This window comes from Nocardia sp. NPDC052254, assembly GCF_040679495.1.
Classification (GTDB): domain Bacteria; phylum Actinomycetota; class Actinomycetes; order Mycobacteriales; family Mycobacteriaceae; genus Nocardia.
The window spans coordinates 331,827-345,393 of record NZ_JBFAUW010000003.1; the positions used below are offsets into that span (position 1 = coordinate 331,827).

A 13,567-nucleotide genomic window follows, 5' to 3' on the forward strand; every position below is an offset into this window, starting at 1 on the left:
CCGTGGCCGCAACGGTTTTCTACCTCGACGAGATACCGCCCGCGGGTGCGATCGCGGTACTCGACGGTCCCGAGGGCCGGCACGCCGCGACCGTGCGCCGCATCCGGGTGGGTGAGCCGATCACCCTGTCCGACGGCGACGGGCTGATGGCCGCCTCCGAGGTCGTCGTGGCCGAGCGGGATCGGCTGGAGCTGCGCGTGCTCGATCGGATCGTGGCGCCGCCGGCGGCCCCCGCGGTGACGATCGTGCAGGCCCTGCCGAAATCGGATCGCTCCGAACTCGCGGTGGAACTGGCCACCGAGGCCGGTGCCGACGAGATCGTGCCCTGGCAGGCCGCGCGCTGTGTGGCCAACTGGGAAGCCAAGGCGCGCAAGGGCGTCGAGAAGTGGCGGGCGGCCGCCCGGTCGGCGGCCCGCCAATCGCGGCGGCCCTATATTCCGCGGGTGACGGATCTGTATCGCACCGCCGATGTGGTGGATCTGATTCGTGACACCGTGGCGGACAACGGAATCGCGGTCGCCCTGCACGAATCGGGCGCCTCGCGATTCGTGGAGCTACCGGTGGCCGAGGCCACGCGGATCGTGCTGATCGTCGGTCCCGAAGGCGGATTGGACGACGGTGAACTCGCGGCACTCGAGGCGGCCGGAGCGCGGATCGCCCTGCTGGGACCCACGGTGTTGCGCACCTCCACGGCGGCTGCGGTCGCGCTGGGCGCGCTGGGCGCGCTCACGCCTCGCTGGTAGCCGCCCGGTCGAGCCGAACCCGCTGTGCCTCGGGCGGGAGCGAGGTGCGAGGAAGAGTCAGCACCAATCCCGCCGCGACGATGATGAGAACACCCACGTAGAGGGCCAATCCGGCCCAGCCGTGCCAGCTGTAGGCCAGCCCGGCCAGGGCGCCGACGATCGAACTGCCGACGTAGTAGGCGAACAGGTAGAGCGAGGAAGCCGCGGCCCGGTTGCCGGTGGCGCCGGCGCCGACCCATGCGCTGGCCACGGCGTGGGCGCCGAAGAAGCCCGCGGTGAACAACAGCAGGCCGGGGAGCATGATCGCCAGCTGATCCGGGATGGTCAGGAGCAGGCCGACGCCCATGGTCAGGATGGACAGGGCCACGACCGGGAAGCGGCCGAGCCGGTCGGCGAGCCGCCCGGCGGCGGTCGAGGACACCGTGCCCGACAGGTACATCAGGAATACCGAACCCGCTGTGGCGGCGGACAATCCGAACGGTGACTGGGTGAGCCGGTAGCCGAGGAAGTTGTAGACCGAGACGAATCCGCCCATCAGCAGGAAAGCCAGGCCGAACAGCGGGAGCAGCGAGCGGTCGCGCAGATGTCGCGCCAGGTCCCCGGCCAGGGCACCGATGCCCAGCGGTTGCGGGACGAACCGGCGCGACGGGGGCAGCAGCCGGACGAACCACACCGTGCACAGTGCCGCGGCGACCGCGAATATCGCCGCGCCCCAACGCCAATCGGCCACCTCGAGGGCGAATGCCGGAATCAGCCGACCGGTGAGACCGCCCACGGTGGTGCCGGCCACGTACACACCCATCGCCGCGCCCAGTCCCGCCGAACCGATCTCCTCGGCCAGGTACGCCATGGCCACCGCGGGGACACCGGCCACGGCGATCCCCTCGAGCGCTCGCCCGGCCAGCAGCAGGTCCAGATTGGGACTGAACGGCAGCAGCAGGCCCAGAACGCTCGTCGTCACCGCGGACACGATCATCACCCGGGTTCGCCCGAACCGGCCGGAAAGCACACTCACCGGCACGATCGCGACAGCCAGCAGCCCGGTCGTCAGCGACACCGCGAGCGCTGCTCGGGCGGGGGAGGCGCCGAATGCCGTGGACAGGCTCGGCAGCAGTGCCTGTGCGCTGTACATCGAGCCGAAGGTGGTGAGCCCGGCCGCGAACAGGGCCAGCGTGATCCGCCGCTCGCGCCGCACCGTATCGGCCGAGCGGGCGGGTGCGGTGGTCACGGTGGCGGTCATGATGTCCACCGTGACTCCGATGCACTAAGAAAGGAAATGCATAATGATCGGTAAGTCGATGTCATTTCGGCATTAGATGTGCTGAGCGTGCGGAGGTGTGCTGTGCGGAGTGACGATTTGCACTGGTTTCTCACCCTCGCCGAACTCGAGCGCGTCGGTGCGGCGGCCGATCGGCTCGGCCTGGCGCAGCCCACCCTGTCGCGCATGCTGGCCCGCCTCGAGCGCCGGCTCGGCACCCAGTTGTTCGACCGGCACGGAAAGCGCCTGACCCTCAACGATTCCGGTCGCATCTTCTACGAGCACGCCCGCCGCGCCCAGGCCGAACTCGATGCCGCGGCCCGGTCGCTGGCGGACCTGGCGAATCCGGCGCGAGGTGTCGTGCGGCTGTCGTTCGTACATTCGTTCGGTGGTCGCGTGGTCCCGGAGTTGATCGCGGGTTTCCGGCGGCAATCGGGACGGATCACCTTCAGCCTCGAACAGGGCGCCGCCGGAGTGGTGGCCACCCGGGTGCTCGACGGGACCGCGGATCTGGGGCTGACCTCACCCCGGCCCGCCGTCCCCGGACTGGGCTGGCGGATGCTCTTCCGGCAACGCCTCGCTCTCGGAGTCCCGGTCGACCATCGTCTGGCGGGTCGCCGGCAGATCCGGCTGGCGGAGGCGGCCGACGCCGAATTCATCGCCATGCCGTCGGGCTACGGTATGCGGCGCATCCTCGACGAGCTCTGCGCCGCAGCCGATTTCCGCCCGCGCATCGTGCTGGAATCCACCGATCTGGTGACGGTCTCCGGGCTGGTCGCCGCGGGGCTCGGAGTGGGGTTGCTGCCATGGGAGGAACCGGCGGTGCGCGGGCCGCAGCCGGGGCCGGCGCTGGTTCCGCTGTCGGATCCCGGGGCGTCGCGCGCGGTGGGATTGATCTGGTCGGCCGATGTGGTGCCCGGCGACGCGGTGCGCACCTTCCGCGACTTCGCGGTGGAATGGGCTCGTCAGGCGGGGCGCTGAGCTTTCCGGGCCTGGCCGGGGCGCAGATCTAATCACTGGGCGGTGTCGGTGCCGCGCGATAGACTTTGAGCACGACAGAGCAATCGTTCGAGACCGGAAAGCAGGCCATAGACCCTTTTGCGAACAACAGGTGATATCGGCGACCCGACAACCCCCTCGGCCGGCATCGCAGCCGGCGGCAACGGCAACGGTTCGGGTCCTGCGGCTCGGACAGTGCGTTCAAGTATCGAACTCGCTCCGGAATCGGTCTTCGGATTCCTCGGCTCCGCCGATCAGAACCTGCGTGAACTCGAAGGTCTGCTCGCGGCCGACATCCATGTGCGCGGTAATTCGGTCACCCTCACCGGTAAGGCCGCGGACGTGGCGCTGGCCGAGCGCGTGGTCGAGCAGCTGGTGGCGCTGACCGCGCACAATCGGGTGGTCGGCCCCGAAGCGGTCCGGCACACGGTGTCGATGCTGACCGAGGGGTCCTCGGAGTCCCCGGCCGAGGTGCTGAGCCTGGACATCATCGCCCGGCGCGGTAAGACCATCCGGCCCAAGACGCTCAATCAGAAGCGCTATGTCGACGCGATCGACGAGCACACCATCGTGTTCGGAATCGGCCCGGCGGGTACCGGTAAGACCTATCTGGCGGTGGCCAAGGCGGTGCAGGCACTGCAGGCCAAACAGGTCACCCGGATCATCCTCACCCGTCCGGCGGTGGAGGCGGGCGAGCGGCTGGGCTTCCTGCCGGGCACCCTCAACGAGAAGATCGATCCATATCTGCGCCCGCTCTACGACGCCCTGCACGACATGATGGATCCGGAGGCGATCCCGAAGCTCATGGCCTCGGGTGTCATCGAGGTCGCACCGCTGGCCTACATGCGTGGCCGCAGCCTCAACGACTCCTTCATCATCCTGGACGAGGCGCAGAACACCACGCCGCAGCAGATGAAGATGTTCCTGACCCGGCTGGGCTTCGGTTCCAAGATCGTGGTCACCGGTGACGTGACCCAGGTCGATCTGCCGGGCGGCACCAAGTCCGGGCTGCGGGTGGTCAGCGACATCCTCACCGATATCGACGATATTCACTTCGCCGAGCTCACCTCCAGCGATGTGGTGCGCCACCGCTTGGTCTCCGAGATCGTCGACGCCTACGACCGCTACGAATCCGATGTGCGGCCGCAGGTGGCACCGCACTTTCCCGGGAACCGGGCGCAGCGGCGGGCCGCCGACCGGGCCGCACGCCGCTGACCGGCGGCGTGGCGCCGCAGCCGCTGCGGTCGGCGGCGCCGCGCCCCATTAGGGTGGTTGCGTGAGTATCGAGATCGCCAACGAGTCGGGTGTCGACGTATCCGAGCCGGATCTGGTCAGCGTCGCGCGGTTCGCCATCGAGCGGATGAACGTGCATCCCGCTGCCGAGTTGTCGATGGTGCTGGTCGATCTCGACACCATGGCCGATCTGCACATGCGGTGGATGGACCTGCCCGGTCCCACCGATGTGATGTCGTTCCCGATGGACGAACTGGAACCCGGCGGCCGCCCCGACGGCTCCGAACCGGGTCCGTCGATGCTCGGCGACATCGTGCTGTGCCCGGAATTCGCCGGTGCGCAGGCCGATAAGGCCGGTCACTCCCTCGATCAGGAATTGGCGCTGCTGACCGTGCACGGGGTACTGCACCTGCTCGGCTACGACCATGCCGAGCCGGAGGAGGAGAAGGTGATGTTCGGCCTGCAGAACCGCCTGCTCGCCGAATGGTACGAGAGCCTGCGCGAGGCCGCCCGCCGCGCCGAACTCGCCGAGCGCGACCGCCGGCTGCTGGGCAAGACCGGCTTCACCGCACCGGGCGACCCGCTGGGCCCGGAATGAGCGGTGCGCAGCGCGGCATCACGACCGCCGCTTCCGCTCGTGTCGTGAAGGGCCGCATGTGACTCCACTGATCCCGCTGTTGCTGGCGATCCTGCTGGTGCCGGTCGGTGGTGTGTTCGCGGCGATCGACGCGGCCCTGATGACCGTGTCCGCGGCCCGGGTCGAGGATCTGGTCCGCGCCGATCGGCCGGGTGCCCGCCGTCTGGCCCGGCTCACCGTCGACCGGCCGCGCTATGTGAATCTCATGGTGCTGCTGCGACTGACCTGTGAGATCGCCGCGACCGTTCTGCTGGTGGCGGCGCTGAGCGAGGTGTTGAGCTGGGGCTGGGCGCTGGCGGTGACCGCCGTGGTGATGGTGGTGGTGGACTACGTCGTCATCGGTGTCGGACCACGCACGCTCGGCCGCCAGCACGCCTATTCGATCGCGCTGGCGGCGGCGCTTCCGGTACAGGCGATCGGTGCGCTGCTGGGCCCGGTGAGCCGATTGCTGATCATGATCGGTAACGCCATCACCCCCGGCCGCGGCTTTCGCAACGGCCCCTTCGCCTCCGAGGTCGAACTGCGCGAGATCGTCGACATGGCGCAGCAGAGCGGTGTGGTGGACTCCGAGGAGCGCCGGATGATCCAGTCGGTGTTCGAACTCGGCGACACCGCCGCGCGCGCGGTGATGGTGCCACGCACCGAGATGGTGTGGATCGAAGCGGACAAGACGGTGGCACAGGCGATGTCGCTGGCGGTGCGTTCCGGGCACTCCCGCATCCCGGTGATCGGCGAGAACGTCGACGACATTCTCGGCGTGGTGTATCTGAAAGACCTGGTGCCGTATGCGGATCGGGGGCGCGCGGTACGAGTGCGGGCGGTGATGCGCCCGGCGGTGTTCGTCCCCGATTCCAAACCACTCGACGCGCTGCTCGACGAGATGCAGCGCCGCCGCAACCACATGGCGCTGCTGGTCGACGAGTACGGCGGGATCGCGGGCCTGGTCACCATCGAGGATGTGCTCGAGGAGATCGTCGGGGAGATCGCGGACGAATACGACACCGACGAGATCGCTCCCGTCGAGGATCTGGGCGACGGGGTGTACCGGGTATCGGCCCGGTTGCCGGTGGAGGATCTGGGCGAGCTGTTCGGCCTGGAGATCGAGGAAGACGATGTCGACACGGTCGGCGGCATGCTCGGCCACGCACTCGGCCGGGTGCCGCTGCCGGGATCGGAAGCGGTCGTGCACGGACTGATGTTGCACGGTGAGGGCGGCGACGACGCCCGCGGCCGGGTGCGGGTGCATACGGTCCTGGCGCGCCGCGCGGAACCCGAGGGGGATCATGCCGGGGCAGTGACGACACCACAGGGGCAGGACGAGATGTCGGGACAAGAGGATGGAGCCGTCAATGAGCGATCGTGATACCGCGGACCTGGGCGCCGAGGACGACAAACTGCTGGTGCTGGCGCGCGGTGCGATGGGACGCACGGGCGGCGCGGCGGGCGCGGCGATCCGCGATACCGACGGCCGCACCTACGCGGCGGGCACCGTGGAATTGACCGCGCTATCGCTGACCGCCCTGCAGGCGGCGGTGGCGGCCGCGATCTCCAGCGGCGCCGAAGGGTTCGAGGCCGCGGTCGTCGTCGGCGGCCAGGACACCGATCCGGGCGTGGCCGCGGTGTACGAGGTGAGCGCCGCGGCGGCGATCATCGTCACCGACCGCAAGGGCGCGCGCTACCGGGTCGTGGATGCGCACACCGAGACCGCGCGATGAGCGTCGAGCAGCCCGGTGCGGGCGAATTCCGTTCCGGCTTCGTCTGTTTCGTGGGCCGGCCCAACACCGGCAAGTCGACCCTGACCAACGCCATGGTCGGGCAGAAGATCGCGATCACCTCCTCGCGGCCGCAGACCACCCGGCACACCATCCGCGGCATCGTGCATCGCGATCACGCCCAGCTGATCCTCGTCGACACCCCCGGTCTGCATCGGCCTCGCACCCTGCTGGGGCAGCGGCTCAACGATCTGGTGCGCGACACCTACTCCGAGGTCGACGTGATCGCGCTGTGCATTCCGGCCGACGAGAAGATCGGGCCCGGTGACCGCTGGATCGTGCAGCAGATCAAGCAGATGGCGCCGAAGACGACGCTGCTCGGCGTGGTCACCAAGATCGACAAGGTGGACAAGCCGAAGATCGCCGAACAGCTGCTCGCGGTGTCGCAGCTGCTCGGGCCCGAGGCCGAGGTGGTTCCGGTATCGGCGGCCAAGGGGGAGCAGGTCGAACTGCTCGTGGACGTGATCGCGTCGAAGATGCCCGAGGGCCCGGCGTTCTATCCCGACGGGGAGCTGACCGACGAACCCGAGGAAACCCTGATGGCCGAGCTGATTCGCGAGGCCGCACTGGAAGGGGTGCGCGACGAACTGCCGCATTCGCTGGCGGTGGTGATCGAGGAGATCATGCCGCGCGAGGAGCACGAGGGCATGCTCGATGTGCACGCGCTGCTCTACGTGGAGCGGCCCAGTCAGAAGGCGATCATCATCGGTAAGCGCGGTGCGCGGCTCAAGGAGGTCGGCACGGCGGCGCGCAAGCAGATCGAGCACATCCTCGGCACGCGCATCTACCTGCACCTGCATGTGAAGGTGGCCAAGGACTGGCAGCGCGATCCCAAGCAGCTGGGCAAACTGGGATTCTGAGTTCTCAGCGCTCCCACCACGGCTGCGGCCGGTGCCGGTCCCAGCGCAGATCGGATTCCAGCTGGGCGGCGACGGCGATCAGCAGTTCCTCGGACGCGGCGGGGCCCATCAGCTGGGCACCGACCGGAAGGCCCTCGTCGGTGAAGCCGGCCGGAACGTTCACACTGGGCCAGCCGAGCACATTCCACGGCCAGGTGTAAGGACAGGCGCCGGTGATCAGCGCGTCGGTGGCGGAGACGCCCAGCCCGTCCATGGCGTCGACCGGGGGTGGCGGGGTCGCCGTCGTCGGGGCGAGGACGATGTCGTAGTCGTCGAAGAAGCGGCCGATGCGCTTGTGCAGCAACGGTTCCACCGCCCGCGCGGCGAACAGGGCGGGCCCGGTGAGTGCCAGGCCCACGCCGGCATTGAAGCGAGTGCGCGAATCCACCTGCGCACCCGGTCGTTTCGCGAGTTCCCGACGGATTCCGACCATCGATCGCGGCAGGAAGCTGGCTCCGACGAGCAGACCGTAGTGCAGGTCGGCGACGGTGACCTCGTGTCCGAGCCGGCGCAGTGCGGCCGCGACACCGTGCACCCGGGCGGCGACCTCCGGGTCCAGCCGGGTCGGTGTCGCGGTGAACGGAATACGCAGCGACAGGGCGATTTTCAGCTTTCCCGGATCGTGCCCCACCGCTTCCTGTGCCGCGATCGGCGCTGGTGTGTGCAGGTCACCGGGATGCGGGCCCGCGGCCACATCCAGCAGCAGGGCGGCATCGGCGACGGTGCGGGCCAGTGGGCCGTTCACCGTCAGACCGCCGAACGACTCGGCCAGCGGCCAGGTGGAGATCCGGCCCCGCTGGGGTTTGATGCCCACCAGATTGGTCCATGACGAGGGAATGCGCACCGAACCCGCACCATCGGAACCCAGTGCGGCCGGCACCATTCCGGCCGCGACCGCCGCGGCGGAACCGCCGGAGGAGCCGCCCGGTGTGTGCGCGGCATTCCACGGATTGCGGGTGTATCCGAAGGCCGCCGCGTCGGTGAACGGCCACTGGCCGATCTCGCAGGTATTGGTCTTGCCGACGATGATCGCGCCCGCCGCGCGCAGGCGCCGAACGGATTCGGCGTCTTCGGTTTTCGGCGGGAAGGTACCACTGCAGCCGAAGGCCGTCGGTGTGCCGGCCAGGTCGGTGTCGTCCTTGATCGCGATCGGGACACCGAGCAGCGGCAGCCGTTGTCCGGCCGCGATCCGGCGGTCCGCCTCGGCGGCCTCGGCGAGGGCCTGGTCGCGCCGCACGATACGGAAAGCGTTCAGAGTGGACCCGCTCGCCTCGATCCGGTCCAGCGCGGTGCTCGTCGCGGCGACCGAAGTCGTCGTCCCGGCGACGATCGCGGCCGCGGTTTCGCTCAATCCCATTTGTCGCGTGGACGCCGATGCCATCTGTGATCTCCGTCTCGGGGGTCGATGAAGAAAAACATATCGCGCAGCTGGTCGATCGTCCAGTTAATGCGTGTTAAAACGCGTCGTAGTCGAATCGTGATATGCGAATCCGGTATTTCCGCAGGAGCGTGCAGACTGTGTGCGCACGCACATTGCGTATGGGGCCTACGATCCTGGAGTGAAGTGGATGTCCCGGGCGTTCGGCTCGAAAGAGCTGCCGCCGCAAGTGCGTTCGGATCTGGAATCGGAAGGGATCGTCGTATTCGGCCCGGTGAGTGGATCGCTGGCCAGACGCAGCTATCGGACGCCACTGCACTACGGTTCTTCCAGTTGGGAGAATGTCGTGGGCGGAACCATTGGCATGAGCAGAAAACGCCTGGTCATCTGGGGTAATGGCGAGGCGCTCGTCGATGTGTGGCTCGGGCACCCGGCCGTCACGATGGAATTGCAGGGCCCGGAACGCATGCTGGTGGAAGCCGATCGGGGAGCGATCGATCCGCTTCGCACGGGCTGGACCACATTGATGCTGCGCACAATTCACGCGCCCCGTATCGCGCAGTTGTACGGGGAGGGGCTGCCGCGCAGCGTGTGAGCGCACGGCCGGGCGTGGTTCGTACATCCTGGTCGGTCGGGCGTGGGAGACTGTTCGCGTGTTGTTGTATCGGGACCAGGCGATTGTGCTGCGCCAGCACAAGCTGGGGGAGGCCGATCGCATCGTCACACTGCTCACTCGCCAGCACGGGCTGGTGCGGGCGGTGGCCAAGGGGGTGCGCCGGACCCGCTCGAAATTCGGGGCGCGGCTGGAACCGTTCGCCTATATCGATGTGCAGCTGTATCCCGGGCGCAATCTCGACACCGTCACCCAGGTCCATACCGTGGAGGCATTCGCCGCCGATATCGTCGCCGACTACGGGCGCTACACCACCGCCTGTGCGGTCCTGGAGACCGCGGAACGACTCGCCGGTGAGGAGCGGGCCCCCGCGCCGCGGCTGCACACCCTGACCGCGGGTGCGCTGCGCGCCATTGCCGCGGGACAGCGGCCGCACGAACTGATTCTCGACGCATTCCTGTTGCGGGCCATGGGTTTCGCGGGCTGGGCGCCGGCGCTGGACGAATGTGCGCGCTGCGCGACCCCGGGCCCGCATCGCGCGTTCCACGTGGCCGCCGGGGGAGCGGTGTGCGTGCACTGCCGCCCGCCCGGATCGGCCACCCCGTCGGTCGGGGTGCTGGAACTGATGAGTGCGCTCCATCGTGGTGACTGGGCGGGGCTGGATGTGGTCGCCGAATCGATCCGGCGGCAGGCCAGCGGCCTGACCGCCGCGCATCTGCAGTGGCATCTGGAACGGCAGCTGCGGACGCTGCCGCTGATCGAACGCACCCGGCCGCACGACGTGGTCGACAGCCGGGTGGGCTGAGCGCGGTCAGCCCAGTTCGGCGAGCTGCCGCACGGCCGGCGCGATGTCATCGACCCAGGCGGCCGGGGAGCCGGTGGTCGGGGTGACGATGGCCATGTCGATGCCCAGTTTCGCGTAGTCGGCCATGGCGCGGACGAACTCGTCGCGGGTATCCGGTGTCGGCCGGGGGTTGCTGGCCATGATCGTGGTGCGGATGGTGTCGAAATCGCGGCCGGCGTCGTCGCAGTGCCGGCGCAGCACATCCAGCTTGTGGGCCACCTCCTCCGGGGAGGTGCCGAACAGGTTGCAGGCGTCGCCGTACTGCGCCACCAGCCGCAGGGTCTTCTTCTCGCCGCCACCGCCGATCAGCACCTTCGGCCGGTTGATCGGCTGCGGGGAGCACAGCGTCTCGGCCAGCTGGTAGTACTTGCCTTCGAACGGCCCGTTGTTCTGCGGATCCCACATCTGCGCGCAGATGCGCAGGGTCTCCTCGACCCGTTCGAACCGCTCCGAGATCGGCGGGAAGTCCACGCCCAGGCCCTGATGCTCGCGCTCGAACCAGGCGGCGCCCAGGCCCAGGGTGGCGCGTCCGCCGGACAGGACGTCGACGGTGGTGACGATCTTGGCGAGCAGGCCCGGATGCCGGTAGGTCACACCGGTGACCAGCAGTCCGAGGTCCACCGTGCTGGTGTTCGCGGCCAGGTAGCCCAGGGTGGTGTAGCCCTCGAGCATATTGGCCTCGGCCGGCAACCCGGTCGGTTCGATCTGGAAGTAGTGGTCCATGAACGACAGCCACGAGACACCGGCCGCCTCCACGGCCTGGCCGAGCCGGGCGAGTTCCCCGGCGATCGCGGTGGTGCCCCCGTCGACGTCGAAGATCGGGACATGAATGCCGAGTTCCATGGGTAGTTCTCCTTGTCGATGCCTGATCTGCGGTTTCGTACGCTAGCCCCTGGAGTGTGCTCCAGGTCAACCCTTTCGGAAGGTACTGCCGCCCGCGTTCGCTCTACGAGAAATCCTGTGGTCCATGCCATTACGCTCGTTCGCCGCGGGACCCACGTCCGGCACGGATCCGCCGCGCCGTCGAGGCGTACGGGCGGCGACGACGGGGTACCTTCGGTCGAGGGTTGCATCCGAACACATGGAGAAGGCTTTTCGATGTCGCACGAGTTGGTCGAGTTCGATACGCAGAAGGCGCATTCCGCGCGGATGTACGACTACTACCTCGGCGGTAAGGACAACTACCCGGCCGATCGCGAGGCCGCGTCCGAGGTGATGGAGGCATTTCCCGAGACGGCGCAGGCCGCTCGGGCCAACCGCGAGTTCGTCCACCGGGCGGCGCGTCTCGCGGCGCGTGACGGGGTGCGGCAGTTTCTGGATATCGGCACCGGAATTCCGACCGAGCCGAATCTGCACAATGCGGTCCAGGCGGTGGATCCGCGTTGCCGGGTGGTGTACGTCGATCACGATCCGCTGGTGCTGGCGCATGCGCGCGCGTTGATGATCGGATCCGAGCAGGGCCGGACCGAATTCGTCCCGGCGGATGTGCGTGATCCGGACATCATTCTGGGATCGGAGAAGTTCGCCGCGGTCATCGATCTGTCCGAACCGGTGGCGCTGAATCTCGCCGCGATCATGCATTTCATCACCGATGAGGAGGGCGCCCACGACATCGTTCGGGCCTATATGAACGCCTTCGCGCCCGGTTCCTACCTGAGCATCACCCACGCCGCCAGCGATCTGAACCCGGAAACCTTCGCGAAGATCGCCCAGGTCTACGCCCAGAACGGGATGACCGTGCCACTGCGCGACCACGCCGCCGTGACCCGCTTCTTCGATGACCTCGAACTCGTCGACCCCGGCGTCGTTCCGTTGCACCGGTGGCGGCCCAATCCCGATTTCTACATCCCGGAAGAGCGCCTCGCCTGGGCGGACAAAGCCTTCGGCGTGTGGGCCGGCGTCGGTATCAAGCGTTGACCCGCTGCTCGGCCCGCGCGGCGGATCCGGCGGCCCCGCCCCGGCCGGATGGCGGCGTGATGCAGGATAGGTGGCGTGATCGGTAACCGTTCTCAGACCACCCGCACCATCCGCCCGCCGTCACCGCACCCGTCCGGCGCCACCGCGCCCGCGTTGCCGGCGGAGTTCGTACCCAAACATGTCGCGCTGGTGATGGACGGCAACGGCCGCTGGGCACAGGACCGGGGCCTGCCGCGCACCGCCGGGCACGAGCGGGGCGAGGCGGTGTTGATGGACACCGTGGAGGGCTGCATCGAGATCGGCGTGAAATGGCTTTCCGCCTATGCCTTTTCGACCGAGAACTGGCGGCGCAGCCCGGATGAGGTGCGGTTCCTCATGGGGTTCAACCGGGACGTGATCCGCCGCCGGCGCGACGAGATGCACGAGATGGGTGTGCGGGTGCGCTGGGCCGGTCGCCGACCGCGGTTGTGGCGCAGCGTGATCAAGGAGCTGGAGGTCGCCGAGGAACTCACCAGGGACAACACGGTGATGAATCTGACGATGTGCGTCAATTACGGCGGCCGGGCCGAAATCGCCGACGCGGCAAGGGAAATCGCTCGCAAGGCCGCCGCGGGTGAACTGGATCCGGAGAAGATCACCGAGGCCACCTTCGCGAAGTATCTCGACGAACCCGATATGCCCGATGTGGATCTGTTCCTGCGCCCTTCCGGGGAACTGCGTAGCTCCAACTTCCTGATCTGGCAGTCGGCCTACGCGGAGTTCGTCTACCAGCACACCCTGTTCCCCGATTTCGACCGTCGCGACCTATGGGAGGCCTGCGTGGAATACGCCAAGCGCGATCGCCGGTTCGGTGGTGTCAAGTGAGCCACGATCTGACCATCGCCGCGGAATTGCAGGCCCGGGCCGCCGACTGCCTGCGTGGCTGCGATATCGCGGTACGCGTGGAGGACGGCGACGCACTCGGCTTCGAATTCGAGGGCGCACTGTGCTCACTGCGAGCGGTGACGCTGGCTCCCGGCCTGGACGTGCTCTCGCTGACCTGCGTACTCGCCTGGGATCGCCCTCTCAAACCGCAGCTGCACAAGCGCGTCGCCGACCGCAACAACGATCTGCAGTTCGGCTCGTTGACGATCATCGCCCACGAGAAGCTCGCCGATGTCCTGCTGCGCTACACCTTCCCCGCGGCGGGCCTGGAGGACGAGGCGCTGACGACCATGCTGCTGCTGGCACTGTCCGGTGCCGGTCGCGCCCGCCAGGGTCTCGTTCCCTGATCG

At 68.3% G+C, this 13,567-nt stretch carries 15 protein-coding genes; 12 read left to right on the top strand and 3 right to left on the bottom strand.

The window, feature by feature from the left end; genetic code table 11:
• Positions 1–2 precede the first annotated feature (2 nt).
• Positions 3–743, top strand: coding sequence for a 16S rRNA (uracil(1498)-N(3))-methyltransferase (locus AB0L57_RS10155; protein WP_364959699.1), 741 nt, complete (start codon positions 3–5; stop codon positions 741–743).
• Here AB0L57_RS10155 and AB0L57_RS10160 read toward each other — a convergent pair.
• The gene (locus tag AB0L57_RS10160; RefSeq protein ID WP_364959701.1) at positions 727–1,983 is read right to left on the bottom strand and encodes an MFS transporter; all 1,257 of its coding nucleotides are present in this window, start codon (positions 1,981–1,983) and stop codon (positions 727–729) included. The genes AB0L57_RS10155 and AB0L57_RS10160 overlap by 17 nt on opposite strands.
• 102 nt (positions 1,984–2,085) lie before the next feature.
• Between AB0L57_RS10160 and AB0L57_RS10165 the strand changes: the two genes are divergently transcribed.
• From AB0L57_RS10165 to era, 6 genes are all read left to right on the top strand, one after another.
• Positions 2,086–2,982: a LysR family transcriptional regulator gene (locus AB0L57_RS10165; protein ID WP_364959703.1), complete on the top strand. Its 897-nt coding sequence runs from the start codon at positions 2,086–2,088 to the stop codon at positions 2,980–2,982.
• Between the two features lie 165 nt (positions 2,983–3,147).
• Positions 3,148–4,215: a PhoH family protein gene (locus AB0L57_RS10170; RefSeq protein WP_364960545.1), complete on the top strand. Its 1,068-nt coding sequence runs from the start codon at positions 3,148–3,150 to the stop codon at positions 4,213–4,215.
• 61 nt (positions 4,216–4,276) lie between these two features.
• Entirely contained in the window at positions 4,277–4,831 is a 555-nt protein-coding gene (ybeY, locus tag AB0L57_RS10175; RefSeq protein WP_364959705.1) for an rRNA maturation RNase YbeY, read from the top strand.
• A 58-nt stretch (positions 4,832–4,889) separates the two neighbouring features.
• On the top strand, positions 4,890–6,233 hold the full coding sequence (locus tag AB0L57_RS10180) for a hemolysin family protein (protein ID WP_364959707.1): 1,344 nt from the start codon (positions 4,890–4,892) through the stop codon (positions 6,231–6,233).
• Entirely contained in the window at positions 6,220–6,585 is a 366-nt protein-coding gene (locus tag AB0L57_RS10185) for a cytidine deaminase (RefSeq protein WP_364959709.1), read from the top strand. The genes AB0L57_RS10180 and AB0L57_RS10185 overlap by 14 nt, the downstream gene beginning before the upstream one ends.
• The gene (era, locus tag AB0L57_RS10190) at positions 6,582–7,502 is read left to right on the top strand and encodes a GTPase Era (RefSeq protein ID WP_364959711.1); all 921 of its coding nucleotides are present in this window, start codon (positions 6,582–6,584) and stop codon (positions 7,500–7,502) included. Before AB0L57_RS10185 ends, era begins: the two co-directional genes overlap by 4 nt.
• 4 nt (positions 7,503–7,506) lie before the next feature.
• Here era and AB0L57_RS10195 read toward each other — a convergent pair whose 3' ends face one another.
• Positions 7,507–8,922, bottom strand: a complete 1,416-nt coding sequence (locus AB0L57_RS10195; RefSeq protein WP_364959713.1) for an amidase — start codon at positions 8,920–8,922, stop codon at positions 7,507–7,509.
• Between the two features lie 139 nt (positions 8,923–9,061).
• Between AB0L57_RS10195 and AB0L57_RS10200 the strand changes: the two genes are divergently transcribed.
• Both AB0L57_RS10200 and recO read left to right on the top strand, forming a co-directional pair.
• Positions 9,062–9,514 (top strand): hypothetical protein, encoded by a 453-nt coding sequence (locus AB0L57_RS10200; RefSeq protein WP_364959715.1) that lies wholly within the window; start codon positions 9,062–9,064, stop codon positions 9,512–9,514.
• Positions 9,515–9,572: 58 nt separating this feature from the next.
• Positions 9,573–10,337 carry a DNA repair protein RecO gene (gene recO, locus AB0L57_RS10205; protein ID WP_364959717.1) on the top strand — a complete coding sequence of 255 codons (765 nt, stop codon included), beginning with the start codon at positions 9,573–9,575 and terminating at the stop codon, positions 10,335–10,337.
• Positions 10,338–10,343: 6 nt separating this feature from the next.
• On the opposite strand, the gene AB0L57_RS10210 is transcribed toward recO, so the two are convergent.
• Positions 10,344–11,219, bottom strand: a complete 876-nt coding sequence (locus AB0L57_RS10210; RefSeq protein WP_364959719.1) for an LLM class F420-dependent oxidoreductase — start codon at positions 11,217–11,219, stop codon at positions 10,344–10,346.
• Positions 11,220–11,474: 255 nt separating this feature from the next.
• On the opposite strand from AB0L57_RS10210, the gene AB0L57_RS10215 reads away from it, so the two are divergent.
• From AB0L57_RS10215 to AB0L57_RS10225, 3 genes are all read left to right on the top strand, one after another.
• Complete coding sequence (locus AB0L57_RS10215) at positions 11,475–12,293, top strand: SAM-dependent methyltransferase (RefSeq protein ID WP_364959721.1); 819 nt, start codon at positions 11,475–11,477, stop codon at positions 12,291–12,293.
• Positions 12,294–12,359: 66 nt separating this feature from the next.
• Positions 12,360–13,157 (top strand): isoprenyl transferase, encoded by a 798-nt coding sequence (locus AB0L57_RS10220; protein WP_364960547.1) that lies wholly within the window; start codon positions 12,360–12,362, stop codon positions 13,155–13,157.
• Positions 13,158–13,207: 50 nt separating this feature from the next.
• A complete protein-coding gene (locus AB0L57_RS10225; protein ID WP_364960548.1) occupies positions 13,208–13,564 on the top strand; it encodes a hypothetical protein in 357 nt (118 codons plus the stop codon).
• Positions 13,565–13,567: the final 3 nt, after the last annotated feature.